Here is a 25,865-nt window from a genome sequence, read left to right on the forward strand (position 1 = left end):
GGCCCTGCACGGTCCGGTCCAGGTCAACACGAGCACCCAGACGAGCACCGCGAGTGGCTATGACCAGGAGGCGTTCACCATCGACTGGGGCGCCAAACGGGTCACCTGCCCGGGTGGTCACACCAGTAGAACCTGGAGCAACCGGCTCTCCCAGCAAGGACTCCCGGTCATCCGGGTGGTGTTCTCCGTGAGCGACTGCCGCCGCTGTCCCGTGCGGGCTCAGTGCCTCGACGCGCCCGTCAGCAGGCCCCGTGAGCTGCGTCTACGCCACCACGACGAACACCACGCTCTGCGGGCCGCCAGGGCCGAGCAGCAGACCGACCAGTGGAAGGACCGCTACCAGATCCGCGCCGGGATCGAGGGCACCATCTCCCAGGGCGTCTTGCGCTGCGGACTGCGCAGATCCCGTTACCGCGGCCAGGCGAAGACCAGTCTCCAGCACCAGCTCACGGGTGCCGCGATCAACCTCGCCCGCATCGACGCCCACCTCACCAAAACACCCCGAGCCCGCACCCGCACCAGCCACTTCGCAGCACTTCGCCCCGCCGAACAGGTCGGCGGGGCGAAGCAGCACGGCCCGGATTAACCAACAGCGTCCGGTTCGTCCGGGAGCGGGCCGCTCGCGTTCTCCCGGCGGGAGGTCAGCGGTCGAAGCTCGCGAAGTACGAGGCCGCCATGTCCTCGTCGCCGTGGCCCTGTTCGGCGGCCCGGCGGAAGCGCTCGGCGCCCGCGGCCGCCACGTCCAGCCGCACCCCGGCCCGCTCCCCCGCGGCCACGATCAGCCGGGCGTCCTTCTCGGCCGTGGTGGTGGCGAAGCTGGGCGGGGTGAGCCCGCCCCCGAGGATCAGCGCCGCCTTGGCCCGCAGATAGCCCATGTCGAGCGGGCCGCCCTCGACGGCGTCCAGGAAACCGGCCGGGTCCACGCCGAGCCCCTCGGCCAGGGCGAGCGCCTCCGCGGTGCCGTGGGTCACGGCGAGCACCCAGCTGTTGATGACGAGCTTGAGCCGGGTGGCCGCGTCGGCCGGGGCGTCGTCGCCCGCCCAGACCGTACGGCTGCCGATGGCGTCGAAGACGGGCGCGAGGGCCGTACGGGCCTCCGCGGGCCCGGCGGCCAGGACCGTCAGCCGCCCGGCCTCGGCGGGCGCCCTGGTGCCCAGGACGGGGGCGTCGACGAAGAGCAGGCCGTGCTCCGCCGCGAAGCCGGTGAGGGCCTCGAAGCCGTCGAGCCCCGCGGTGGTGGACTGGGCCCACACGGTGCCCGGCGCCAGCCCGGGCGCCGCGGCCCGCATCACCTCCAGGGCGGCGGGCCCGTCGTAGAGCATGGTCAGGACGACGTCGGCGCCCCGCACGGCGTCGGCGGGGCTGTCCGCGACGCGCACTCCCTCGGCGGCGAGCGGTTCGGCCTTCGCCCTGCTGCGGTTCCAGGCGCGGACGTCGAGACCGGCGCGGGCGAGGTTGCGGGCCATGGCCGCGCCCATGATCCCCGTGCCGAGAAGGGTGACTGAGGTCGTTTCAGGCATGCGGTGACGCTAGCCCCTGGAGCGGGCTCCAGGGCAAGAGCGCGCCGTCTGTGTGCGCGCCCCGGTCAGACCACTTGGTGCAGCCATCTGACCGGCGCGCCCTCGCCGGCGTAGCGGAACGGCTCCAGTTCGTCGTCCCACGGCTTGCCCAGGAGCTTGGCGACCTCGGCGGCGAGGTTGCTCTCGTCCCGGGCGGCGCGCGCGAGCGCGGCCCGCAGCCGGTCCTCGGGGATGAGGATGTCACCGTGGATGCCGGTGACCGCGTGGAAGATGCCCAGTTCGGGCGTGGAGCTGTAGCGCTCGCCCTCGGCGGTCGCGCACGGCTCGGCGGTCACCTCGAAGCGCAGCAGGTGCCAGCCGCGCAGCGCGGAGGCGAGCTTGGAGGCGGTGCCGACCTGCCCCTGCCAGGAGAATTCCGCACGCCAGGTGCCGGGTGAGGCGGGTTGTCTGATCCAGTCGAGCGTGACACGGACACCGAGCACGCCCGCGACGGCCCATTCGACGTGCGGGCACAGCGCGCGCGGCGCGGAGTGCACGTAGAGAACTCCACGTGTCGTCACCGGGACCTCCAGTGCGGTTCGAGGTTCGCCTTCCCCAGCGGCCTCGCACCCGTACCGGTCCCGCCTGGGACAGCAGCAGACATTCTGCCCCAAGGGTCACTCCCGCACCAGCTCGCGAGGTTACCAACAGTAAACACCATCGGGAGCAATTCTCCTGAAAAGGGACAGGATGTGATGTGTTGCCCTAGCGGCGATACCTGAGCGCGAAGCCTGCCGGGCCTCGCCCGGCCTCCCCCCGGGAAAAGCTACCGTGCGGTGGCACCCCTCCGGTGACGTACCGTCGGACCCGAACCGATATCACCCGGCCGGAGGGGACGAAGCCATGCGCGACAGCGCGGGACGGAAGGCGCGCGGGGCCGTACGGGCCGCCGCCGCCGTGGCCGCGGCGGCCCTGCTCGTCACCGGCTGTGACGACGGCAAGGGCGGCGCGGAGCCCGGCGCGCGGCCGAGCGCGAGCGCCGGCCCGACGTGGCAGACCCGGCCCGCCTCGCTCGCCTCGCTCGGCGACTCCATCAGCCGCGGCTTCGACGCCTGTTCCCTCCTCGCCGACTGCCCCGAGGTCTCCTGGGCCACCGGCACCCAGGTCGACAGCCTCGCCAGCCGGCTGCTGGCCTCCCCGCGGACCAGCAGCTGGAACCTCGCGAAGACCGGCGCCCGGATGTCCGACCTCCCCGCCCAGATGAAGGCCGCCGTGGCGAACAAGCCGCAGCTGGTCACGGTGCTGCTCGGCGCCAACGACGCGTGCCGCGCCGACGTCGGCGCGATGACGCCGGTGGACACCTTCCGTGCGGACTTCGAGCGGTCGGTCAAGGAGCTGCGCACCGCCCTGCCCACGTCCCAGCTGTATGTCGCCGCCATCCCGGACCTGAAGCGGCTGTGGTCCCAGGGGCGGGGCAACGACTTCGCGAAGACGGTGTGGAACCTGGGCATCTGCCCCTCGATGCTGCGCGACGCGGGCAAGGTGGACGCGGCCTCGGCCGGCCGCCGCGAGCAGGTCGACAAGCGGGTCGGGGAGTACAACGCGGTCCTCGCGGACGTCTGCCGCCGGGACGAGCTCTGCCGCTACGACGGTTCCGTGCACGACTACGGCTTCACGGGCGAGGCGCTGAGCAAGTGGGACTGGTTCCACCCGAGCAAGGACGGCCAGCAGCGGCTGGCGGACATGGCGTACCGCACGATCACCTCGCCCCGGCCCCCGGCGTGACCCGCGCCCGAGAGGGGAACGGAGCCGGTCGGACCCGGACGGTGGCGGTCAGTCTGCGGTCGGCGATGCCACGGCCGGCCTCGGCGGTGTACGTGCCGGGGAGGCGCCGCCAGGCGGCTGCGGTCTCGTCCCACACGTCGAAGGCGCGGGGGTCCAGGGCGATGGCCGCCTCCGCCGTCCGCCCCGGCTCCGCCTCCAGCGAGGCGAAACCGGCCAGCCGACGGGCCGGGCGCTCCACTGCGCCGCCCCGAGGAGCGGCGAGATAGATCTGGACCACCTCCCGGCCGAACCGCGTGCCGGTGTTGCGCACGCGGACCGTGGCCACCGGGGCATCCGTACCCTCGCTCCGGATGTCCAGCGCCTCGTACGACCAGTCGGTGTAGCCCAAGCCATGGCCAAAGGCATAAGCCGGGACCACCCGCGCCTTCTCCCAGGCACGGTATCCGATGAACACACCTTCCCCATAAGCAAGTTCACCCTCGCGTGGGTCAACCTCCGTCACCGGGGCGTCCGCGAGGCGGGCCGGCCAGGTGGTGGGGAGCCTGCCACCCGGCTCGGCGGCGCCCAGAAGCACGTCCGCGAGGGCCGCGCCCGCCTCCTGGCCGGGGAACCAGCCGAGCAGCACGGCGGCGACGTCCTCCCGCCAGGGCAATTCGACCGGGGCGCCGGAATTCACCACGACGACGGTACGGGGGTTGACGGCGGCGACCCTGGCGACGAGTGCGTCCTGGTGGCCGGGCAGGGCGAGGGTGGTGCGGTCGAAGCCCTCGCTCTCGACGCGCTCGGTCGTCGCGACGACCACGACGGCGGCGTCGGCGCCCGCCGCGACGGCCACGGCCTCCGCCAGCAACGCGTCCGGATCGCGCTGGGGTTCGCGGTGCAGGAGGGAGAACGCCACAGCCTCTATGGGGGTGTTCGCGGGTTTTGTCACGGTGTGGACGAGGCTGGCGCCGACCGGCTTCCCTTCTTCCAGGGACACCTCGCCCCGGGTGACGGGCGCGCCCAGGAACGCCTCGAAGGGATCGGCGCCCGGGCCGGCCGCCTCGGCGCCGGTACCAACGCGCTCGGTGTCGTCGGGCTCGGTGTCGTCGCAGAGGAGCTGTCCGGCCACGGTGAGGCGGAAGCCGCCGGTCCCCCTGGTGCCGAAGGCGTGCGGGCCGCTCGCGCGCGGGGTGAAGGTGCCGGTGGCCTCGACGGTGTGCAGGGACGCGTACGTGACGCCGTCCGGCAGGCCGCCGACCCACTGCACGGCGCCGTCCGTCATCTCCTCGCGCCCGAGGATCCGGCCGGCGGCGTCCCGGCAGATGGCGACGAGGCGGAATCCCTCCCCCGCGACGGCGAGTTCGGTGCCGGGGCCGGCGCCCACGGCGTAGGCGAGGACGCCGTCGGGGAGCGCGGCCCGCAGCCCGTCGAGAGGTGAGACGACGTGGGCAGGGAAGACCTGTGCCGAACCGCCGCCGAGGATCCGGGCGTCCCGGGCGGCGCCGCCGAGGAGGGCGAGGCGGCGGGTGCGGGCGGGGTCGATGGGGAGGGCGCGCTCACCGGCTGGTACGGCCTCGTTGCGTAGGAGGACGAAGGAGCGGCACGCGATCTCCCGGGCGAGGGCCTCGCCGTCGACGGGCGCGGGCGGCCGGGTGACGGCGGCCGGCGCGCCGTCGAGCACCCCGGCGCGCGCCGCGAGCAGCAACACCCGGCGCGCGGCGGCGTCCACGAGCGCCTCCGGCACCTCGCCCGCGCGCACGGCCGCCGCCAGCGCCGGGCCGTAGACCGTGCGCGGGCCGGGCATGGCGATGTCCAGGCCGCCGCGGATCGCCCCGACGGTGTCGCGGGCGGCGAGCCAGTCGGAGACCGTACAGCCGTCGAAGCCCCATTCGGCGCGCAGCACTTCGTTCTGGAGGTGGTGGTTCTCGGTCATGGTGACGCCGTTGACCTGGTTGTACGCGGCCATGACGGCCCAGGGCCGGGCGCTTTGGACGATGGCCTCGAAGGGGGCCAGATAGAGCTCGCGCAGGGCGCGTTCGGGGACGCGGTTGTCGACGGTGAAGCGCTCGGTCTCGGCGTCGTTGGCGACGAAGTGCTTCAGCGTCGCGCCGACGCCGCCGTCCTGCACGCCCAGGACGTAGCCGGTGCCGATCGCCGCCGTGAGGTACGGGTCCTCGCTGTACGCCTCGAAGTGCCGCCCGCCGAGCGGTGACCGGTGCAGGTTGACGGTGGGCGCGAGGAGCAGGTGCACGCCCTTGCGCCGCGCCTCCTGCGCGAGCACGCGTCCCGCGCGGCGGGCGAGCCCGGGGTCCCAGGTGGCGGCGAGCGCGGTGGGGCTGGGCAGCGCGAGCGAGGGGTCCGCGGCGGTCCACCGCACGCCGCGCACCCCGGCCGGCCCGTCCGACATCACGAGGGCGCGCAGGCCGATGCCCGGCAGCGCGGGGAGCGTCCACATCCCGTCCCCGGCGAGCAGCCGGGCCTTGTCGTCGAGGCCGAGCGCGCGGAGCGCGGCGTCCACGGCGAGCTCACGGTCACGTTCGTCGGACACGGGTCCTCCTGCGGCGCGTGGCGGGGTGTTGCCCGGGACTCCAGGGTCGCCCAGGAGGAAGCGGGACTCCAGTGCGCTTGAACCTCACGTCGCGTGAGGATGCATGGTGGAGGCATGACCCCCTCCACCTGGAGGGTCGGGCCCCTCGCCGGGGCATGCGGGCTCACCGTGCGGACATCGCACCACTGGGACACCATCGGCCTGCTCAGCCCCTCGCGCCGCACGGCGGGCGGGCACCGGGAGTACACCGAGGGCGATCTCGCGCGGCTGTACCAGGTGCTGGCCCTGCGCGGGCTCGGGCTGAGCCTGGAGAGCATCGCCGTCTGCCTCGACACCGGCGTGGACCCGGAGCGGCTGGTCCGCGACCACTTGGCGGAGGTGGAGGCGTCCATCGCCGCGCTCGACACCCTGCGGCAGCGGCTCGTACGGCTCGGCGACGCGCTCGCCGCGGACCGGCCGGCCGCGGGCGGGGAGCTCCTGCTCGACGCGCTGCGGGCGACGGGCGGCACGGGCCCCGAGGGCCGGCGCGCCCTGCGCGAGCACCTGGACGACGACCAGATCCGCGAACTGGGCGCCCGCGCCGCCGCCGTGGGGCCCGCCCGGCACTATCTGCTGGAAGTCGAGTGGCCCGAGCTCTACCGCAGGGCCGAACGGCTCCGCACGTCCGGGGTCCCGCCCACCGACAAGAAGGTCCGGCGGGTCGTGGACCGCGTGGACGAGCTGAGCGCGCTGTTCACGGGCGGCGACGCGGGGATCTCCGCCGGTGTACGGGGCGCGTGGCGCGCCGACCCGGCCGCGATGTCGGGTGAGCCCGCCCCCGCCGACGGCCGGCACGACCTCACCGCCTACCTCGACGCGGCCCGCCGCGCCCGCACCTGAAGGAGCCCTTGCCTATGGACCCCCAACTCCCGTACGGCCCTCGCCTCGACGCTCCCCGTCCTCCTCACGACCCCTTTCCTGTGCGCGCCGGCCGCGGCCGAACTGATCCCGTGGGAGACGCTGGTGCGGCTGCCGGTCGCGGTGGCGGTGCCGGCGGCACTGACGTTCAGGCGCTTGGGGCGGTACTCGTCCCGCTGACGCGGGGCTGGTCGATCAGAGTCGCGATCCCCGCGCACAGCATGCGCACACTGCGGGTGAATTTCTCGTCCTGGTCGTAGGCGGCCGCCGCAGCCACGGTCAGGGGAAAGCGTTCCTGGAGGGTGGCCACGTCCTCCGCGGTGACGGTGGTGGCGGGGGACTCGCTCTGTTCCTGGAGTACGTAGCCGGTGGTGTGGCTGAGCAGGCTGTCGGCCGCGACGATGAGGTGTTCGCCGGGGACGCCCGCGTCGGTCAGGGTGCGCAGCAGGCGTTCCATCAGTGAGAGCGCTCCGGCGCTGAGCACCTTCGGGCTGTCGGCGAACATGATCGCGCCGCCTGTGTGCCGGCGGAGGCTCTGCCGGAGGGTCGTCGCCTGGGCCTCGATCCGGGCCTGCCAGCCGGCCTGTTCGGGCAGGGCGGCGAGGGCCGCGGTGCCCGCGTCGTACGCCTGGCGGGCCACCCGGTCCGCCATCAGCCGGAGCAGCGCGCTCTTGCTGGGCACGTGGTAGTAGAGGCTCCCGGCGTGCGCGCCCAGGCGCTCCGCCACCTGACGCATGGACAACCCGTGGTAGCCGGACTCGGCGAACACGGCCATGCCCGCGTCGATGATCCGGTCTGCGGTCAGCTTCATGGGCTCAGCCTAACCATAATTTTCAAACAGTGTTTGAAACTGCCCGCCACCCGGGCTACTGTCGTGTCCAGCACAAACAACACGGCGTTCGAAGGGGGCTGGTGGCGATGGGCGCACTGCTGTTCAACGTGACCACGGCGGCACTGATGGTTCTGATGTTCAAGGGGGGTCTGGCCCTCATCGGCGAGGACACCCTGCGCCGGCGCCGGACCCCCTGGGCCGCGGCCGGGCTGACCGGGATCGCGCTCGCCGGGGTCGTCACCCAGCTGTGCTGGTCGGGGGCCATGGACACCTTCGACAGCGACCCGGACAAGTCGGGCTGGTGGCGCGTCGTCACCTCGGTCTTCATGCAGAACGGCGGGTTCCTCGGCGGGGCGTGGAACATCGCCACCCTCGCCGTCATCGCCGCGCTGGCGGAGTGGTTCTGGGGCGCGCCCCTGATGGTGCTGCTGTTCACCGCGGGCATCCTCCTGCCGGAGCACATCGACGCGCTCTTCGGCCAGACCGGCGGCAGCACGGACCCCCGCAACTTCGCCGGGAGTTCGGGCGCGACATACTTCCTCGCCGCCACCCTGGCCGCGGGCCTCCTGCTGCGCGGCCGCGACCGCAAGGACGCGCTCCTCGCGATCGCCGCGCCCGTGCTCGGCCTGGCCATGTGGTTCGCGCAGTCCAACGGGCACGGCATGGTGACGGCGTACGGCTTCGTCCTCGGCCTCCTGGTCCACACCCTGGCCCGGCGCGTCTTCGGCTTCACGGGGGCGAGCGCGCCCGCCGCGCGGCAGACGGCCTGACCCGCCCCGCTTCATCACCGCACACATCCCAGGGGGAATACGTCATGGCGGAGAACGTGTACCAGGAAGTGTCGAGGGTCGTGGACGAGGAGGTGAAGAACGTCTACCGGGAGGTGTCGAGGCTCGTCGACGACGAGGTCGCCAAGCTCATGGAGCGGACGAACCGCGAGGTGGACCGGGTCGTGAACCGCGCGCTGGGCGTGGTGGCCCCGAGCGGCTTCGACGCCGCCCACTGGCAGGCCCGGCTCGACCGGCTGCTGGCCGCCCACCGCATCCCGGGCGCCGCGCTGGCCGTGCTCGCCGACGGGGAGATCCACGAGCTGGCGAGCGGCATCCTGCACACCGGGACCGGTGTCGAGGCGACCACGGACTCGGTTTTCCAGATCGGCTCGATCAGCAAGGGCTACACAGCCGCGCTCGCCGTGCTGCTCGCCGACGCCGGAAGGCTCGACCTGGACGCACCCGTCGTGGACGTCCTGCCGGACTTCGCCGTCGCCGACGCGGAGGCGTCCCGTACGATCACGCCGCGCCAGCTGCTCAACCACACCAGCGGCATCGAGGGCGACTTCGCCGAGGACACCGGCCGCGACGACGACTGCCTGGCCCGCTACGTCGAGGCCGCGCGGGGTATCGGCATGACCAACCCGCCCGGCGCCACCATGTCGTACTCCGGCACCGCCTACAACATCCTCGGCCGGATCATCGAGGTCGTCACCGGCAAGACCTGGGACGAGGCACTCAAGGAGCTGCTCCTCACCCCGCTCGGCCTCGGCCGCACGATGACCCTGCCCGAGGAAGTGCTGCGCTTCCGGGCGGCGATGGGGCACGTGGGCGACCCGGGCGAGGACCCCGTCCCCACCCCGCGGTGGGACATGCTGCCGCGCTCCGCCGGCCCCTACGGCGGGATCAGCGCCACGGCCGCCGACGTGGTGCGGTTCGCCCGGCTGTTCATCGACGGCGGCACGGCGCCGGACGGCACGCGGGTGCTCTCCCCCGCCGCCGTGGCGGCGATGCTCCACCGCGAGGTCGAGATGCCCGACCAGTGGTTCCTCGGCTCCCACTGGGGGCTGGGCTGGGGCCTCTTCGAGTGGGACGGCGCGCGCGGCTTCGGCCACGACGGCAGTACGTTCGGGCAGCTCGCCTATCTGCGGGCCATCCCCGAGAAGGGCTTCGCCATCGCCCTCCTCACCAACGGCGGCGGCGCCGCGCCCAAGGTCTTCGAGACGCTCTGCCGCGAGCTGACCGCCGAGTTCGCCGGGGTCACCATGCCGGCGTTCGGCCCGCCCGCGCGGCCGCCGGTGGTGGACACGGCCCCGTTCACCGGCACGTACAAGCGCGAGGGCTTCCTCATGACCATCACCGACCGGGACTCGGCGGAGGGCGTCCTCCAGCTGACGTACGAGGGGGCGGACGGGCTGGCGGGGACGTTCGAGCCTCTGGTCTGGAACCTGACCGCGGTCTCGGACGCGCCGTCGAAGACGGTTTTCGCGGGGCGGCGGAATTCTCTGGACGGGTGGATTCCGGTGGTCTTCTACGTGTTGGGGGACGGCAGCCGGTATGTGCACTTCGGGGTGCGGGCCACGGGTAAGTCTTCGGGGTGAGGCGGGGGTGCGTGCGGGTCCGTCGGCCTGCGGCGCTTTTTCCCCTACCCGCCCCTTCCCGAAGCCGGGGAGACCCCGGACCCCCAAGCAACTCGCTTCGCGCGTTGTCCTCAATCTCCCCCAGCTAACGCTGGGAGGTGCCCCCAACGGGCTGGTTGCGTACCCCGAAGCCGGACGTGCCCGCACTTGCCCTCCGGTGGGAGGGGGTGGGGCTGGAGGGTGGGGTTCTGGAACGCGGTGCGACATCACGGCACGCAACACGAAAAACGGCAACCGCACCGCGTTCCAGGTCCCCAGCCTGGAAGACCCACCCCCGGCACCCACCACAAACCAGCCCGGCCGGCGCTTGAGGCCACTTGAACCCCAGCCACAAACATCCCGCACCGGACAACGGCGAACCCCAGGCATACTCAAACCCGCACCCGATACCGAAGCGCCACCCCCGCCGCCAACAGCGCGCAGACAATCATGAACACCCACCCGTGCCGGAACGCGGACATCGCCGGATGCCCCGAACTGCCCAGCAGAGCCGTGAGCAGAGCGACACCGAGTGCCGAGCCGATCTGGCGGGACATCATCAGCGTGCCCGAGCCCACCGAGAGCTGCTCGGCCGGGAGGACGCTCGCCGCGCCGAAGAGGGCGGGCTGGATGAGGGCGTTGCCCGCGCCGACGAGGATCGCTCCCGGGAGGTAGGCCGCCGCGTAGTGCGGCGCGGGGCCGGCCGCGGTCAGCCACCACGCGCAGCCCGCGGCGAAGGCCACGCCTCCGGCCACCGCCGAGGTCCGGGCGCCGACGCGGCGGATGATCTTTCCCGAGAGGGCGGAGAGGACCATCACGGTGACCGGGGTGGGCGCGATGCCCAGGCCCGCCCGCAGGACGGAGTAATGCCACTGCCCGGTCAGGAAGAGGGCGGCCTCGAAGAGCATGGCGGCGAACGCCAGGTAGTAGACGAAGATGCCGGTGGCGCCGACCCGGAAGAGCCGGCTCGCGAACAGCGTGGGGCTGATGACCGGGTCCGCGGTGTGGCGGATGTGGCGCAGGCAGACGAGCGGCAGCAGCACGGCGGCCGCGAAGCAGCCCAGCGTGCCGGGCGCGGTCCAGCCCCAGTCGGGCGCCTCGACGAAGGCCATCGTCAGCGCGCCGGACGCGAGGAGGATGAGCGCCGATCCGAGGAGGTCGAGGCCCTGCGCCGCCTTGCGGGGCACCCGGGGCAGCAGACGCGCCCCGGCGAGCACGGCGACGGCGCAGACAGGGACGTTGATGATGAAGATCCACCGCCAGTCGATCTCCACCAGCAGGCCGCCCAGCACCGGTCCGCTCCCCGCGGCGACGGCCGCGACCGCCGTCCAGATGCCGATGGCCGTGGAGCGCTCGTGCTCGGGGAAGGCCGGCAGGGCCAGCCCCAGGGAGGTGGGCACGAGGACGGCGGCGGCGATCGCCTGCACCACGCGGGCGATGATCAGCACGGTCAGGCCGGGAGCGACGGCACAGCCGACCGAGGACAGCCCGAAGAGGACCATGCCGGCAAGGAAGCTGGCCTTCCGGCTCGTCTCGTCCGCGAGCCGCCCGGCGGGGACGAGGAGGGCGGCGAGAACGATCGTGTAGCCGTTGAGCACCCAGGACATGGAGGCGAGCGAGGCCGCGGGAAAGGACTTCTCCAGGGCGGGGAAGGCCACGGTGACGGCGAACAGGTCGAGGATCGCGAGGAACTGGGCGGCCGACGCGACAGTCAGCACCAGCCAGCGCCGGGGGTCCGCGGGGGCGGGGGCGGCCGCGTCCGCCTCCGTCGTCTGAGGGGTCGAGGTCAAGGACGTATCCATCGTCTCTCCGGGGGTCCGAATCGAGGCGCTTCCCACTGTCGGCGCCCGCGGCCCCCTCTTCGAGTGGCAGATCTGCCATGAGTCGCTAGATTGCTGCCATGACTCAGCAGCCCGGCGGCCCCGGTCGCGTGGCCGTGGCGGTGACCGACGGCATGCCGATCCTCGAACTCGCCGTGCCCTGCCATGTGTTCGGCACCCCGCGCCCGGATCTCCACACCCCTTGGTACGACTTCCGGCTCTGCAACCCCACGGAGACCGGAACCGCCCCCGCGCGGCAGTGGTTCACCACGCACACCCCGTACGGCTACCGGGAGATCGTCGAGGCGGACACCGTCATCGTGCCCGCCAGCGCGGACGTCCGCGGCGAGCCGCCCGCGCGGCTCCTGGACGCGGTCCGGGAGGCCCATGAGCGCGGCGCGCGGCTCGTCTCCCTGTGCTCGGGGGCCTTCGTGCTGGCGGCGGCCGGGCTGCTCGACGGGCGGCGGGCCGCCACGCACTGGGACCACGCGCCGCTGCTGGCCGCGCGCTATCCGCGCGTCGAGGTCGACCCCACCGTCCTCTACATCGACGACGGGGACATCCTCACCAGCGCCGGGGGCACCGCGGGCATCGACCTGTGCCTGCACGTGCTGCGCAAGGACCTGGGCGCCCGGGTGGCCGGTTCCGTCGCCCGGCACCTGGTCGTCCCCGCCCACCGGCCGGGCGGGCAGGCCCAGTACATCGAGACGCCGGTGCCGCCCACGGAGACCGACAGCGGGCTCGCCCCGCTGCTGCACTGGGCCGCCGAGCGCCTCCACGAGCCCCTCACCGCGCCCCGGCTGGCCCGGCAGGCCGGCACGAGCGTACGGACGCTGGCGCGGCGCTTCCGGCAGGCCACCGGCACCACGCCGCTCCAGTGGCTCCAGGCCCAGCGGATCGCCCGTGCCAAGGAGTTGCTGGAGACCACCGACCAGCCGATGGACCGGATCGCCGAACAGTGCGGGCTGGGCGGCGCCGGCAACCTCCGTCTCCACTTCGCCCGCAGCGTCGGCATCCCGCCCACCGAATACCGCCGCGCGTACCGCGCCGCCGACCGTTCACCCGCCGCCTCTTGCACCAAAGTCGGATACCCCTCGCCCCTGCTCCGCGGGTAGAAACGTGGGTGACCACCCATAGGACAAGGGGATCCGTATGCCTGCCACCTCCGCATCGACACCCGAGCCGTACGCGACAGGCAGCCGCATCCGCAGAGAAGTGCTCGGCGAGGAGCACGTCGGCTCCGGGCTGAGCGACTGGCCGCCGGCGAAGCCGCTCTACGACATGATCACCACGTACAACTGGGGATCGGTCTGGGCGCGCGAGGGTCTGGACCGGCGGACGCGCAGTCTCCTCAACCTCGCGCTGCTGACCGTCCTGAACCGGCCCGAGGAGCTGCGTCTCTATGTCGGCGCGGCGCGGCGCAACGGGTGTTCCGTCGAGGACATGGCCGAAGTCGCCGTCCACTGCGCCGCCTACGCCGGCGGCCCGGCGGGCATCGCGCTGATGAGGGCGGTCCACGAGGTCCACGGGAGCGCGCCGGACGAAGAGTGAGGCGACGGGTGAATGGTGCGGGGCGGGGCCCGGGAAGACTCCCGGGCCCCGCCCCGCACCGGCTCCGTGCCGTCAGCGCGCGGGCGCCGTCAGCTCCGCGTCCCGCCCGGCCGGGGCCGTGCCGCGGCGGCTCATGCCCTGCTTGAGGCAGGACCGGGCGATGGAGTCGCCCTGGAGCAGCGTGCGGGAGTTGACGTGCGGACGGGCGCCGATCGCGGTGACCCACTGCACCGACTCCACCGGGGGCCCGTAGGAGAAGCGGGCCGGGTGCGGTGTGCCCTGGCGGTCGACGACCTGGAAGGTCACGTCGGTGACGTCCAGCCCGCCCGTCTCGTATCCGGGCCCGGTCGCGTCGGGGATGAAGTGGGCCCGGCACCCTCCCGAGGCGAGCAGCGACGACAGCAGCGGGTCGGTGGCCCGGCGCACGTCGGTGACGGGCAGATGGGCCTCCACGAGCGCGGTCACCCGCACCGAGGCGTCCGGCACCTGGGGCGAGTCGACGACGAAGGCACCCGACTCCTCGTCCGTCGTCACCCGCATGTCCGGGCCCAGCAGTCGGACGACCCCCGCCTCGACCAGGGCGCGCAGCTGCCGGACGCGTGTGGCGGGCGGCCCGCTGGCGGCGTAGTTGTTCAGCCCGCTGAACCAGCGGTCGATGTGGTCGCGGTAGGAGGCTCCGCTCAGGCCCCGGTGGGAGATCACCTGCCGCACCTCGTCGCGCAGGTCGCGCATGACCGCGGCGGCCGCCTTGACGGCGCTCGTGGAGGGGCCCAGGTCCGAGTGCCGCAGGTCCTCGTCGAGGACGCCGAGTATCCACTCGCGGTAGTCGGCCGCGTCGGCGAACTCCCGCCGGTCCGCGGGCCGGTCGAGGGTCGTCCAGTTCCAGCGCAGCTCCGGATCGGGCACCAGCTCGCTCAGGAGCGCCTCCATCTCCGGGGATCCCCAGGCGTGGCGCGGGTATTCGGCGAGCAGCCGGGCGTGGCCGGCCGGGTCGCTCGCCCGGAGGAGCGCGCCGTAGTAGTTCCAGGCGACCTCCTTCGACACCAGGGGGAACAGGTCGCGCATGAAGTCGGTGCGGCCGGTGCCCGCCCCGCCCCTGAGCCGGGCGATCTCCTCGGCCGACAGGAAGGTCGCCTGGTAGCGGGGCACGATCTCCTGGCGGACCTCCGCCCGCGCGCGGTAGGGCACGCCGCGCCCGGATCCGGCGTGGATGACCGGCTCCTCACCGCTCGGCACATACGTCAGCCCGCCGTCGGCGCGCGGGACGAAGCGGCCGCCCCTGCCCTCGGTGAGCAGGGCCATGTAGTCGTAGAAGTTCAGCCCGAGGCCGCGCAGGACCACGGGCCGGCCGGCGCCGACCGGTGCCAGGTCGGCCTCCGCCGGGCTGCTCGGCGGCACGTAGTGCAGGCCGTGCCGGGCTGCGAACGCGGTGAGCGCGGCCTGCCTCACCGTCGGCGCGACGTCGTAGTGGCCCTGCGCGAGGACCACGGCGTCGGCCTCCAGGGGAAGGTCGCGGCCGTCCAGGTACACCCGCTGTGTGCCGTCCGGGGTCTCGGTGACCGACGTGGCCCGGGTCCGGTGCACCTGGACACGGACCCCGGCGGGCGCGTCGCGCACGATGCGGGCGAACGCCCAGCCGAGGTACTCCCCTTGGAAGGCCCGGGAGGCGTACGACCACGGTTCCATCACCGCGGCCTCGGCCTTCGTCTCCTCGGTCACTCCGGTCACCTCGCCCTCGGCGACCATGCGGGCCCACTGGTACTGCGTGGGCCCGGACGTCAGCGGGCCCTCGCAGGTGACGCTGGCGTCGGGGAACACGGTCACGTCCCCGGAGACGGTGTTCATCAGCAGCCGGCGCGACTGCCCGGCCCGCCACACCCGGCCGCCGCCGGCCGGGTGCGGATCCACGACGTGCACCTCGACCGGCGTACCGCCCGCGAGTCCGGGGGCGTTGGCGCAGATCCGCTCCAGCACCACGGTCCCCCTCGGCCCGGCCCCGACGACGCAGATGCGCAGGGGTTCTGCTTCCGTTGACATACGAGCTCTCCTAGCTGAAGCGAAAGGTGAAGGCCGGCGGGGTCCGGCCGGTGGGGGTCCAGGCGCCGTCGCCGGGAAGGGCGAGGGCGGGAGCGGTCACTCGGCTTCCTCGCCCTTCGCTTCCCGGAAGAGGGCGGGGAAGTAGTTGATGTCGTCGGTGAGGCCGGTCAGCAGGGAGCCGATGACGGGGTCCGCGCTGTCGGCGCCCTTGAGGAGCTCGCTGTTGTGCCGCCGGGTGCGGTCGCCGAACGGGAGGGAGCCCGTGGACAGATAGCGGATGGCTCCCTCGGCGTCGCGCTTGGGAATGATCTCCGACTTGGCGTAGCGGCTGGCGCTGAAGGGGATGTCGAGGCGGCCGGCCGCGAAGGCGTCGACGACCGCGGTGATCGTGTGGGGGGCGGCGAGTACGGGTTCGACGATGTCGGCGACCTCGGCGAGTATCCAGGCGAGCTCGTCGGCGACGCGTTCCTCGTCGACGGTGACGAAGCCCAGCAGCGGCGAGTTGGCGCGGTCGGCCAGCCGCAGCCCCTCGACGTTCGCGCGGGTGTCGGGGATGCCGAACGCCTCCTGGTAGGTCTTGGTGATGAGCTTGGACGCGCCGCCCAGCCGGGCGACGAGCGCGCCGTAGAAGATCAGGTCCTCCGCGTTGCCGCGCTTCTTGGGGAAGACCCCCATGAACTCGTGGAGTACGGCGTGCACTTCCACCCCGGGGGGCAGATAGGTGCGGGCGAGCGCGGGGATCGCCCGCAGGGCGGCGACGTCCTGGACGAGGTGCCCGCTCTGGGGGTACGAGACGGAGATGCAGCGCACTCCCGCGCGGGCGGCGAGGACCGCTTCGACGACGCTGATCGCGAGGCTGATGGAGGGCGGGACGAGCACGGCGGTCAGCGTGCCGAAGAGTTCGCGGTCCATGACCAGGCCGAGGTCCGCGGCCTCGCCGCACACCTCGTCGACGGCCTGCCACGCGGCGAGGGACTCCGCGAGCGGGACGGCCTTGGAGTACGGCAGGTTGTAGGAGATGCCGCCGCCCTCGAAGGAGGTGATGCCGGAGGCGACGGCGACGTCGAAGAGGATGCGGGCGTCGGGCGAGCCGTGCCGGATCTCCAGCGGGGCCGCGACGGACTCGTTCATGTCCCTGCCGCGCTGATAGCCGTGGCTGACCAGGGGGTAGCCGTTGAGGTCGGCGGGCGCCCGGTTGAGGGAGCGCAGGGCCTGCTCGAAGCGCTTGAGGCGGGTGTGCGAGTCGATGGTGAGGGTGAGGATGTCAGGCGCCGCCTGGTCCTCCAGTTCCCGCAGGAGGGCCTTCATCTCCTCGTGGCCGCCGACGCCGCAGCGCGGCTGGATGGCGACCCGGCCCGCCTCACGGGCGTCCATGAGGACGCGGGCGGCGGTGGGCTTGCCGAGGGAGGTGATGTAGTCGACGGATTCCGCGAGGGGCGGCAGGACCTCCGCGCCGGGGCCCGCGGGGTGGCCCGGAAGATAGCTGACCTTGGTCATGAGGCCACGAGCAGGCGCTGCCGCTCAGCCGTCCGGCTCGCGCGCAGCTCGTCGAGGGCGGACAGGAGTTGCTCCGGGTCGCGGAGGATGCGGTCCACGCCCAGGGCGTACAGGCGCTCCAGGTCCTTGGGGTCCTTCCTGCTGCCGACGGAGAGGTTGCCTCCGACGATGACGGGGCAGGTGATGCGGCCCGCCTCACGCGCGGCGGGCAGGTCGCGGAGGTCCTCGTGGACATGGCCGTTGAGGCTGCCGATGATGACGGCCTCGGCCTCGGGGTGCCGCTCGCACGCCTCGGCGAACTCCTCGACCGGCGTGCAGGTCCCGAGGTTCTCGACCTCGAAGCCGAGCCCGCGCAGGGCGTGGGCGATGAGGTGGTTGGCGACGGCGTGGCTGTCGCTGGCCGCGACTCCGAGGATGACGAGGCGGCGTTCGCTGTGCGACATGGGGGTGCTGCTCCTTCGGATGCGTGCTGCGGGTGGGGGGTGGCGGGCCGGGCGGGGTCAGTCGTCGAAGGCGGCGAAGAGCTCGCGCTTGCTGACCGAGCGCAGCCGGGTGACGTCGTACTCCTCGGCATCGGCGGCCACGAGGGAGTCGAAGACGTAGCTGATCGCCGGGACCAGGCCCCACACCTCGTGGTAGGGAGGCCAGCCGGGGTGGCCCGCGTCGGCGTCCTGCTGCCGGGCGAAGAGGTAGTCGGCCCAGTCGCGGCTGGAGGGGGCCCGGTGGTGGTAGTCGTGGACGACGGTGTCGCCGGTGAGGACCAGATAGCGCGAGGGCGCGTGGACGAACGCCATGCGCAGGGCCCAGCGGAGCCAGGCCGCGGCGCGCCGCCCCGCGGGTAGGGCCGGGTCGGGGGCGGGTTCGCCGATGAAGATGGCGTTGGTGAGGGAGGCGAAGTACTCCCGGCCGCGGCGGACTTCGGTGCCGGCCGGCGGGAAGGTGTGCTTGACGCACAGCCGCAGGGTGTTGCTGACCTGGAACAGCGGGATCAGCGGGATGAACCAGACGACGAGCAGGGCGTCCCACGTCCCGGTGGCGATCGTGGCGGTGGCCACGGCGCCGTACAGCACCACCGAGGTGACCTTCTCGCTGGTGGCGGACTTGTTCCAGAAGGAGCGGGTCCGGGAGTAGGCGAAGGCGAGATGGAAGCGCGGCGACACCAGCTTCCCCAGGACGCGGCGCCACATCTGACGTCGTGTCATGCCCGGGTGCAGGCCGAGGCTGACGAGGAACGCCTGCACCGTGGGGTCGCGCAGGGTCATGTGGTGGGCGGCGTGGTGGTCGCTGACGTGCTCGCGGCTGTAGCGCTCGAAGTTCTGGATGACCAGCAGGCTGGAGGTCGCCCGGCCGATGACGGCGTCGAGCTCGCGCTTGCGGTACATGTTCTTGTGCGAGCACTGGTGGTAGACCATCATGCGCAGGTTGCGCATGCCGTGCAGGGTGACGGCCCAGCCCGGCAGCAGCAGCAACAGATACCAGGACCCCAGCGTCCACCCGGTCGCGCCGACGGCCGCGCCGACGGCCATCGCGGCGACCGCGGCGGCGAGGTGGAAGGTCGGCGACCAGCCGAACGGGGTCTGTCCGGCCAGGGGTTTGCCGGTGAGTACGGTGAGCGGCGGCTGGAGGAGCCCTGGCAGGCCCCGCATGGTCTCCCTGGGGTCGGGGACCGCGGCGGCGGCCGGACCCGCCTGCCGCGGATGGGCATCGGTAACGGACACAGGTTCTCCTGGATCGATCCGGGCCTGTCGTTCCTCGACTTCCTGGAACGGCTCCCCGGCGCCTTCCGGAGAGCGGACAGGGGCGGCGACCGCGGGAATCGACGTCGCTGAGCATGGCTGGCACCCCGCCCCCGCCCTTGCGGCGGGAGCCGGGGCGGAACGTCCGGCCGCCGCCCAGAAGATTTCTATCCGACAGCCTCAACCCGCGGCTATTGGTCTTTCGTTGAACAGCTGATGCGCGTACGAGACCAGACCGGCCTGCAGTCGGGACTCGACGCGGAGCTTGCAGAGAATCTGCGCGACGTGCGCCTTGACCGTACCTTCGGTAACCCGTAACCGCGCGGAAATACTGCGGTTCGAATAACCGGCACCCAGCAACAGGAACACCTGGGCCTCCCGGTCGGTCAGCAGACCGACACGCCGTCGCTGTTCAGCCCACGACTCGCGGCCGGCCGTTTCGGCGTCACGTATGCCCTCCACTGGAACACACCCCCCAGTTGTGCGGCGACAGAATACCGTCGACGTTAGAACAATCTTGTACTCGGGTCAGCATTCACCCCTGTCAAGGGTTCGCAAAAAGTGTGCACCATGCATGGAAATTTCCCCCGATCACCGTACAGAGTCACGCATAGCAGACCTCAAGTGACCGCCTGGACGCGGCAGTTGATGATTAAAGTTGCTTCTGAGTTCATCTTTGCATTCGACCAGGCAAACAATTCACCGACGTTCGGACCGCCGCCGCACCGCGAGCCTCCGGGCAGCCGCCCCGATCGCACATAAACCCCTCCCAAACCTTTTTCGTTTCGGGCCATTCCCCATCTGACCACCTTCCGGAAAAAGCCCACAGGGCTGATTCGCGGCAGAAAATCCCGCTTCCCGTGACACACGGTTCGACAAAGGAATCGGATGCCCGCATTCCGGCGCCGGCCGATCGCCCAATTCAAAGAGACAACCGAATCCCGGAGCGGTGCGGATATCCATGTCGCACGAACACGGCACCCCCGGGAACGCAAGGCACCCCAGCCTCCCGAGGGGCGTTTTCCGGCCGAATTCCACGGCGCCGCCAGGAAGGCCCTCCGGCGCCCTCATGACCGCCTTCCGGCACAGGAACCGGAGCCGGCGCGGGCGCACCCCGTCCCGGCCGGACATCAACGGTCCGAAGTGGCCCTGTGACGCAGAGTTGACCTCTGGTATAAGTTTTCCCATCCCGGTCCGCCCCGCGGGGTCCCCGCACGTCACCGGCGCCCTAGGGTGTGCCCGCGGCCCCGGCCCGCACCGACCGCGCGCCCGTGGGGCCGTCCAGGGCGGACGCCGCCCTCCCGAACGGAGAATGACGATGGAGAACGTCTCCTGCGGACCCGTGCGTCCCCCGGGCCGTCGGGAGCGCAACAAGCAGAAGGTCCGGCAGCGGCTGTACTCCTCGGCGCTCACCCTGTTCGCGGAGCAGGGCTACGACCGCACGTCCATCGACGAGATAGCCGAACTCGCCGACGTGGCCCGCGGGACGTTCTTCAACTACTTCCACCGCAAGGAAGACCTGATCGGCGAGTGGGGACAGCAGCGCCGCGCCCTGCTCCGGGAGCGGCTGGACGCCGCGACGCCGCCCGGAGCGTACGAGCGCGCCGAGACGCGGCTGCGGCGGTGCATGACCGCGCTCGCCGACATCAACGAGGAGGAGCGCGAGACGACCATCGCCATGCTCATGGCCTGGGCGAAGGCCGGGCGGCCGCTCCTCGAGGAGCCGTACGCCTGCGAGGTCTTCGAGGAGATCATCGCGGCCGGGGTCGCGCACGGCGAGCTCGGCCCGGAGCTCTCGCCCCCGCGGGTGAGCAACGTCGTGCGCGACGCCTATCTGGGCGTGCTCCACCGCTGGGCCCAGGCCGGGGGCACGGGGGTGTGCCTGCACACGGAGCTGGAGTCCCTCCTGCAGATCCTGCTGCACGGGGTCCTGCGGTCCGGGCGGCCCGCCGGGGCGCGTCCGCACGACGCGTGCGGGCTCCGGGCCCCGCGCGGTCTCGCGTAGGGCGGCCGCCCGCGCCTTACGCGAGGCTCACGGTTCGTCGGTGATCCCCTCGCGCAGGACGAGGTCCAGCAGCCCGGGGAAGACGATGTCGAATTCCGGCTTGCGCAGCCTGTTCAGGCGGCGCGGGCCCACGTCCCGCTGCTCGACCACGCCCGCGTCGCGCAGCACCGCGAAGTGATGGCTGCGCGTCGCCTTGGTGACGGGCAGCTCGAACGTGCCGCAGGCCCGTGACCAGTCGGCCTCCCCCGCCAGCTCGCGCACGATGGTGCGCCGCACCGGATCGGCCAGGGCCAGGAGCGCCTCGCCGAGGGTCACATCGGCGGGATGGACATGCGAGAGATTCCGGGCGCGGCGCGACGCGGCGCGCCCCTCTTCCGGTGGCTTGACCTCATCAGGTGTACAGCCCAAGGGACTTGACTCGGTGTTCGACTCGGGTCTTACATTCACAGTGATCGACCTCCATCAAACACTGTAGTCGTCCCAGGAAGCCCGGTGGTGTGCCATGCCCGGCCGTTCGCTGTCCCCCCAGGACATGACCACCGGCCACCCGCCACCGGACACCACCGCCCCGCGCGTCGGCGCGCTCGCCCTCTTCGCCGTCTGCCTGGGCTTCTTCATGGTCCTGATGGACAGCAGCGCCCTCAACGTCGCACTGCCCGCCATCCGCAAGGACCTCGCCGGAAGCCTGGCCGGGCTGGAGTGGATCCTCAACGGCTACACCATCACCCTGGCCGCCTTCCTGCTCAGCGGGGGCGCGATCAGCGACCGCTGGGGCGCCCGGCGGGTGTTCGAGGTCTCCTTGCTGGGCTTCGTCGTGACCTCCGCGGCCTGCGCGGTCAGCCCGGGCCTCGACTTCCTCGTCGTCGCCCGGGTGCTCCAGGGCGTCACCGCCGGCGGACTCCTGCCCGCCTCCCTCGCGGTGATCGCCAAGATGTACCCGGACCCCGCCCGGCGGGCCAAGGCCCTCACCATCTGGGGCGGGGTCAGCTCCCTCGCCCTCGTCTTCGGCCCCGTGCTCGGCGGCGTGCTGACCACGGCCGTCGGCTGGCGCTCGGTCTTCCTGATCAACGTGCCCATCGGCCTGCTCGCCTGGTGGCTGACGCGGGTTCAGGTGCCGGCCTCCGCCACCCGGGAAGCGGCCCTGGACCCGGCCGGACAGACACTGGTCGTCGCGGTCGTCGGCTGCGGCATCGGCGCGCTCATCGAGGGCGGCGCCCTCGGCTGGGACAACGCCGTGACCTGGGTCCTGCTCGTGATCACCGGCTGCTCCGCAGTGGCGTTCATCGCGGTCGAGCGCCGCGTCAAGGCGCCCGTACTGCCCCTGGACCTGCTCGTACGGCCACGGTTCGCCTGCGGCCTGGCCATCGGCGCGCTGTTCCAGTTCGGCGCCTACGGGGCGCAGTTCGCGCTCTCCCTGCGGCTGCAGAACGCCTGGGGGCTGGACGCCCTCGGCGCCGGTCTCGCCTTCGTGCCCTTCGCCACGCTGTGGGCCTTCGCCTCCTTCGTCCTGGCCCGCGCGGTCACCCGCACCGGCCCGCGCCCGCTGCTGACCGGCGGCGCGCTCGCCGCCGCGGCCGGCGCCTGCGCGCTGCTGCCGCTCGGCGAGCACCTCGCCTGGTGGGTCTTCTTCTGCGGCAGCGGCCTGCTCGGGCTCGGCGCGGGGCTGATGGGGCCGAGCCTGCCCGCCGTGGTGCTCGGCGCGCTGCCCGCCGACCGTTCGGGCCTGGCCTCCGGCGCGCTCAACGCCCTGCGCCAGGTCGGCGGAGCGGTGGCGATCGCGCTCTTCGGCGTCCTGCTCGAAGGCTCCCCCGGACCCGCGGGGCTGCGGATCTGCCTCGGCGTCGTCGCCGCCGGCTTCCTGCTCGCCGTCGTGGCCGTGCCCGCGGCCCTGTCCTCCCGCACGGCCGGACGCTCCTGACCACCCCCGCCCCCGCCCCACCCGGGAAGGAACCATGCGCGCAATCGTCGTCACCCAGTACGGAGGCCCCGAGGTCCTCGGCGTCGCCACCCTGCCCGACCCCACCCCCGGGCCCGGCGAGGTGGTGGCCCGCCCCTCGGCCATCGGCGTCAACTTCAAGGACATCCACGAGCGCGAGGGCCGCGCGAAGCCCTCCCCGCCCTTCACCCCCGGATCGGAGGGCGCGGGCACGGTGACGGCCGTGGGCAAGGGCGTGACCTCCCTCGTGCCGGGCGACCGCATCGCCTGGTGCGCGGCCCCCGGCAGCTACGCCGAACAGGTCGTGGTGCCCGCGCGGGCCGCCGTCCCGCTGCCCGTGGACGTCACGGACGAGACCGCGGCGGCGCTGCTGCTCCAGGGCCTGACCGCCCACTACCTCACCACCTCCACCCACCCCGCGCGCGAAGGCGACACGGCGCTGGTGCACGCGGCCGCCGGAGGCGTCGGCCGGCTGCTGACCCAGTTGCTCACCCGGCAGGGCGTCCGGGTCGTCGCCACCGCCTCCACCCCCGAGAAGGCCGCGGCCGCCCGGGGGCTGGGGGCGTGGCAGACCCTGGTCACGGCGGGCGGCGCCGACATCGCCGCGCGGGTGCGGGAGATGACCGGCGGCCGCGGTGTCGACGTCGTCTACGACGGCGTGGGCCGCGACACGTTCGAAGCGGGCCTCGCGTCCCTGCGGCCGCGGGGCACCTTCGTCCTCTTCGGCGAGTCCTCGGGCGCCGTACCCGGCTTCGACCCGCGCCTGCTGGCCTCGCACGGCTCTCTTTTCCTCACGCGCCCCACGCTCAATGATCACGCGACGGATCCTTCCGAACTTCTCTTTCGTTCCTCGGAGTTGTTCGGGTGGCTGAGCGACGGTGCGATCGATGTATCCGTCGGGGGGCGGTACGCGCTGGAGGAGGCTGCACGGGCCCACCGGGATCTCGCGGGGCGGCGCTCTATGGGGAAGCTTTTGCTCAAGCCGTGAACGGGTGCGGGTTTCGTTGCCGCCTGCGGCGGGCTTTTCCCCAGCCACGCCCCTTCCCGCTGCGTCCGATGTGCGGCTCCGCCGCGTGGGGGCGCGTGCCCCGGACCCCCGGCTGCGGGCCGGTTCGCCGCCTGCGGCGGGAGCGGCCCGCGGCCCGCGCGAAGCGTGTTGCTGGGGGGCTTCCCCCGGCTATCCCGCCGCGTGCGCCACCGCAACCGCGACAAGCGCCCGCACCTGACCCACGATCGCCACCCGGTTCCGCACGAAGACCGGATCGCTCACCCGCCCCGTCGCCGGATCCGCGTTGTCCGGGCCGAATTCCAGGACAGGCGTGTGCAGATGACCACCCGGCACCCGCAGGCGCAGCGCGTCGCGGAGGAGCGTCGCGCGGTAGGCGATCTCGTTGGAGAGGTAGTCGCCTCCGCCGCCCTCGCGGGCCGTGGAGCCGGGGGTCGGGCCGTCGGGGCGGTCGACGGGGGTCGTGCCGCCCGCCGGGATCTCGGTGACGGCGGTGTGGTCGTGGACGGGATACGGGCCGGTCCGGGCCGCCGTGAGCGCCGCGTACGGCAGGGTCGTCGACGTCCACTGCGGCTGCGGGTGGACGGTGGGGATGCCCGGCGGGAGGGGCACGGTCTCCGTGCGGGAGACGCCGGCGTTGTCGGGATAGCCGCCGCGCCAGGCGCCGTTGGTGCGTTCGACGTCGAAGCGGCCGGGCCGGCCCTGGCTGATGGTGGTGAAGAGGTCCACGCGCCGTGGCCCCGGCCGGAAGTACGGCAGGAGCGTCCGCTCGACCGTGCCGTCCGCGAAGTCCGCCCAGCGCACGGGGAAGACGACCGCCTCGACGCGCGCGAGACCGGCGGCGGTGCGGATCGTCGTGCCGTCGAGGGCGAGGGCCGCCGCGCCGGAGGGGTTGGAGCGCCGTGCGTCGGCGTCCAGCTGGAACGGGTCGAAGCCGGTGATCAGTACGCGCCGCACGCCGCGCCCCGGCGGCAGTTCGACGGAATCCTGGCCGCGCGAGGTCCGTTCCACCGCGGCGATGAGGTCCGTGCGCTGCTTTCCGGTCAACTGGAAGGCGGACTTCCACTCGCGGAGCGCGCGCGTCATGCCCAGCCGCGCCCAGTACAGCGGCCGGTCGTCGTCCCGGCTCAGCGTGCCCCCGGCCGGACCCCGCCCCTGCGCCCGGTCCACGGCCCGCCGCCACAGCCGCCGCCCGTCGCGTACCGCCACGCTCCGCGCCTGCGCGGGCGTACGGGCGGCGGCCAGGTCGCGGCCGAAAGCGGGGGTCACGTCGGCGAACCCGCTGTCCCGCAGGATCTCCCGCGGCACGGGACCGGCGAGCCTCCGCTCCTCGGCCGTGGCGGAAGGGGCGGCCGAGGGGGCCGCCAGAGCGGGGAACGGGGTGGCCGCGCACAGCAGCAGCGCGGCGAGCGAGGCGGTCCGGACTTGCCCATTGAGTCTCATGGGCCAGAACACAACCATTGCGCGGGCATGGACGGTAGATGGGGGCACGACCGTCCACATACAAAGGCTATTTCAGGCCACAATTGACGGATGCGAATAGTCGAGTACGTCGCCGCGCCACCCCTGTTCGATACGGGGAGCGGCCAAGGGGTCCGTCAATTCGTGGAGTTGGGCATCGCCCTGCTCCTCTCGTCGCTCGTGGGACTGGAGCGCGAGTTACAGCAGAAGAGCGCCGGGCTGCGCACCCACACGCTCGTCGGCGTGGGCAGCGCGCTCTTCATGGAGGTCTCGATCCACGGCTTCTCCGCCGTGGCCGGGATCCCCGGCGTGGGCCTCGATCCGTCCCGGGTCGCCGCGCAGATCGTCTCCGGGATCGGCTTCATCGGCGGCGGGCTGATCTTCGTCCGCCGCGACGGCGTGCGCGGCCTGACCACGGCGGCCACGATCTGGCTGACCTGCGCGGTCGGCATGGCCTGCGGCGGCGGGCTGCCGCTGCTCGGCGTCGCCGCGACCGTCGTGCACTTCCTCGTGGTGCGGGGCTATCCGCTGATGACGAGGCGGCTGTCGGTCGCCCCCGGCGTCGGACCGGTCGAGCTGCGCCTGTCCTACCGCACCCGCCGCGGGCTGCTGGGCCGGGTGCTGGAGCTGTGCACCAAGCGCGGCTTCCGGGTCACCGACGTGCACGTCGAGGCCGAGGCCGAGGACCGGGGCGACCACCGCGAACGCGGCAGGATCAAGGAGGCCGACGTCGTCCTGAGCCTGGAGGGCAAGGGCTCCGCGCTGCCCCTGGTCGAGGAACTCACCCACTGGGAGGGCGTCCTGGGGGTGGGCCTGCGCTCGCACCCGGACAGCGCGGAGTGAGACGTACGCGGCCCGCCGCGGCGGGCCGCGACCGGGGAGTG

At 72.9% G+C, this 25,865-nt stretch carries 23 protein-coding genes; 11 read left to right on the forward strand and 12 right to left on the reverse strand.

Annotation, left to right across the window (positions count from 1 at the left end; translation table 11 throughout):
* The coding region (locus ACH427_RS21805; RefSeq protein ID WP_398871503.1) for a transposase at window positions 1–586 on the forward strand (586 nt) is incomplete at its 5' end.
* A 55-nt stretch (window positions 587–641) separates the two neighbouring features.
* Here ACH427_RS21805 and ACH427_RS21810 read toward each other — a convergent pair.
* Window positions 642–1,520 carry an NAD(P)-dependent oxidoreductase gene (locus ACH427_RS21810; protein ID WP_398871505.1) on the reverse strand — a complete coding sequence of 293 codons (879 nt, stop codon included), beginning with the start codon at window positions 1,518–1,520 and terminating at the stop codon, window positions 642–644.
* Window positions 1,521–1,585: 65 nt separating this feature from the next.
* Window positions 1,586–2,080 carry a DUF3145 domain-containing protein gene (locus ACH427_RS21815; RefSeq protein WP_361533020.1) on the reverse strand — a complete coding sequence of 165 codons (495 nt, stop codon included), beginning with the start codon at window positions 2,078–2,080 and terminating at the stop codon, window positions 1,586–1,588.
* A gap of 322 nt (window positions 2,081–2,402) precedes the next feature.
* Between ACH427_RS21815 and ACH427_RS21820 the strand changes: the two genes are divergently transcribed.
* Complete coding sequence (locus tag ACH427_RS21820; protein ID WP_398871507.1) at window positions 2,403–3,284, forward strand: SGNH/GDSL hydrolase family protein; 882 nt, start codon at window positions 2,403–2,405, stop codon at window positions 3,282–3,284.
* Here ACH427_RS21820 and ACH427_RS21825 read toward each other — a convergent pair.
* On the reverse strand, window positions 3,259–5,814 hold the full coding sequence (locus ACH427_RS21825) for a glycoside hydrolase family 3 protein (protein ID WP_398871509.1): 2,556 nt from the start codon (window positions 5,812–5,814) through the stop codon (window positions 3,259–3,261). The genes ACH427_RS21820 and ACH427_RS21825 overlap by 26 nt on opposite strands.
* Window positions 5,815–5,928: 114 nt before the next feature.
* Here ACH427_RS21825 and ACH427_RS21830 point away from each other — a divergent pair, with 114 nt between their 5' ends.
* Window positions 5,929–6,693, forward strand: a complete 765-nt coding sequence (locus tag ACH427_RS21830; protein WP_398871511.1) for a MerR family transcriptional regulator — start codon at window positions 5,929–5,931, stop codon at window positions 6,691–6,693.
* Window positions 6,694–6,859: 166 nt separating this feature from the next.
* Here the strand turns inward: ACH427_RS21830 and ACH427_RS21835 are convergent, their stop codons facing one another.
* Window positions 6,860–7,522, reverse strand: a complete 663-nt coding sequence (locus tag ACH427_RS21835) for a TetR/AcrR family transcriptional regulator (RefSeq protein ID WP_398871515.1) — start codon at window positions 7,520–7,522, stop codon at window positions 6,860–6,862.
* Between the two features lie 107 nt (window positions 7,523–7,629).
* Here ACH427_RS21835 and ACH427_RS21840 point away from each other — a divergent pair, with 107 nt between their 5' ends.
* Both ACH427_RS21840 and ACH427_RS21845 read left to right on the forward strand, forming a co-directional pair.
* A complete protein-coding gene (locus ACH427_RS21840) occupies window positions 7,630–8,313 on the forward strand; it encodes a hypothetical protein (RefSeq protein ID WP_398871517.1) in 684 nt (227 codons plus the stop codon).
* Between the two features lie 44 nt (window positions 8,314–8,357).
* Window positions 8,358–9,914, forward strand: a complete 1,557-nt coding sequence (locus ACH427_RS21845) for a serine hydrolase domain-containing protein (RefSeq protein ID WP_398871519.1) — start codon at window positions 8,358–8,360, stop codon at window positions 9,912–9,914.
* Window positions 9,915–10,324: 410 nt separating this feature from the next.
* On the opposite strand, the gene ACH427_RS21850 is transcribed toward ACH427_RS21845, so the two are convergent.
* A complete protein-coding gene (locus tag ACH427_RS21850) occupies window positions 10,325–11,722 on the reverse strand; it encodes an MFS transporter (protein ID WP_398871521.1) in 1,398 nt (465 codons plus the stop codon).
* Window positions 11,723–11,832: 110 nt separating this feature from the next.
* Between ACH427_RS21850 and ACH427_RS21855 the strand changes: the two genes are divergently transcribed.
* Both ACH427_RS21855 and ACH427_RS21860 read left to right on the forward strand, forming a co-directional pair.
* The gene (locus ACH427_RS21855; protein ID WP_398871523.1) at window positions 11,833–12,867 is read left to right on the forward strand and encodes a GlxA family transcriptional regulator; all 1,035 of its coding nucleotides are present in this window, start codon (window positions 11,833–11,835) and stop codon (window positions 12,865–12,867) included.
* A 37-nt stretch (window positions 12,868–12,904) separates the two neighbouring features.
* Window positions 12,905–13,303 carry a carboxymuconolactone decarboxylase family protein gene (locus ACH427_RS21860; protein ID WP_398871525.1) on the forward strand — a complete coding sequence of 133 codons (399 nt, stop codon included), beginning with the start codon at window positions 12,905–12,907 and terminating at the stop codon, window positions 13,301–13,303.
* Between the two features lie 72 nt (window positions 13,304–13,375).
* Here the strand turns inward: ACH427_RS21860 and ACH427_RS21865 are convergent, their stop codons facing one another.
* From ACH427_RS21865 to ACH427_RS21885, 5 genes are all read right to left on the reverse strand, one after another.
* Window positions 13,376–15,340 (reverse strand): FAD/NAD(P)-binding protein, encoded by a 1,965-nt coding sequence (locus ACH427_RS21865; RefSeq protein WP_398871528.1) that lies wholly within the window; start codon window positions 15,338–15,340, stop codon window positions 13,376–13,378.
* Window positions 15,341–15,436: 96 nt separating this feature from the next.
* Complete coding sequence (locus ACH427_RS21870) at window positions 15,437–16,837, reverse strand: methylaspartate mutase (RefSeq protein WP_398871530.1); 1,401 nt, start codon at window positions 16,835–16,837, stop codon at window positions 15,437–15,439.
* Window positions 16,834–17,280, reverse strand: coding sequence for a cobalamin-dependent protein (locus ACH427_RS21875; RefSeq protein WP_398871532.1), 447 nt, complete (start codon window positions 17,278–17,280; stop codon window positions 16,834–16,836). The genes ACH427_RS21870 and ACH427_RS21875 overlap by 4 nt, the downstream gene beginning before the upstream one ends.
* Window positions 17,281–17,337: 57 nt before the next feature.
* Entirely contained in the window at window positions 17,338–18,555 is a 1,218-nt protein-coding gene (locus ACH427_RS21880; RefSeq protein ID WP_398871534.1) for a stearoyl-CoA 9-desaturase, read from the reverse strand.
* Between the two features lie 198 nt (window positions 18,556–18,753).
* Window positions 18,754–19,035: a response regulator transcription factor gene (locus ACH427_RS21885; protein WP_398871536.1), complete on the reverse strand. Its 282-nt coding sequence runs from the start codon at window positions 19,033–19,035 to the stop codon at window positions 18,754–18,756.
* Between the two features lie 856 nt (window positions 19,036–19,891).
* On the opposite strand from ACH427_RS21885, the gene ACH427_RS21890 reads away from it, so the two are divergent.
* Entirely contained in the window at window positions 19,892–20,578 is a 687-nt protein-coding gene (locus tag ACH427_RS21890) for a TetR/AcrR family transcriptional regulator (protein WP_398871539.1), read from the forward strand.
* A 27-nt stretch (window positions 20,579–20,605) separates the two neighbouring features.
* On the opposite strand, the gene ACH427_RS21895 is transcribed toward ACH427_RS21890, so the two are convergent.
* Entirely contained in the window at window positions 20,606–20,893 is a 288-nt protein-coding gene (locus ACH427_RS21895) for an ArsR/SmtB family transcription factor (RefSeq protein ID WP_398871541.1), read from the reverse strand.
* 187 nt (window positions 20,894–21,080) lie between these two features.
* On the opposite strand from ACH427_RS21895, the gene ACH427_RS21900 reads away from it, so the two are divergent.
* Both ACH427_RS21900 and ACH427_RS21905 read left to right on the forward strand, forming a co-directional pair.
* On the forward strand, window positions 21,081–22,496 hold the full coding sequence (locus ACH427_RS21900; protein ID WP_398871543.1) for an MFS transporter: 1,416 nt from the start codon (window positions 21,081–21,083) through the stop codon (window positions 22,494–22,496).
* A gap of 34 nt (window positions 22,497–22,530) precedes the next feature.
* A complete protein-coding gene (locus tag ACH427_RS21905; protein WP_398871546.1) occupies window positions 22,531–23,502 on the forward strand; it encodes a quinone oxidoreductase family protein in 972 nt (323 codons plus the stop codon).
* A gap of 189 nt (window positions 23,503–23,691) precedes the next feature.
* Here the strand turns inward: ACH427_RS21905 and ACH427_RS21910 are convergent, their stop codons facing one another.
* On the reverse strand, window positions 23,692–24,963 hold the full coding sequence (locus tag ACH427_RS21910) for a pyroglutamyl peptidase (RefSeq protein ID WP_398871548.1): 1,272 nt from the start codon (window positions 24,961–24,963) through the stop codon (window positions 23,692–23,694).
* Window positions 24,964–25,053: 90 nt separating this feature from the next.
* Between ACH427_RS21910 and ACH427_RS21915 the strand changes: the two genes are divergently transcribed.
* The gene (locus tag ACH427_RS21915; protein ID WP_398871551.1) at window positions 25,054–25,824 is read left to right on the forward strand and encodes an MgtC/SapB family protein; all 771 of its coding nucleotides are present in this window, start codon (window positions 25,054–25,056) and stop codon (window positions 25,822–25,824) included.
* Window positions 25,825–25,865 lie beyond the last annotated feature (41 nt).

It is taken from the genome of Streptomyces sp. NPDC020379 (assembly GCF_044387105.1).
GTDB lineage: Bacteria > Actinomycetota > Actinomycetes > Streptomycetales > Streptomycetaceae > Streptomyces.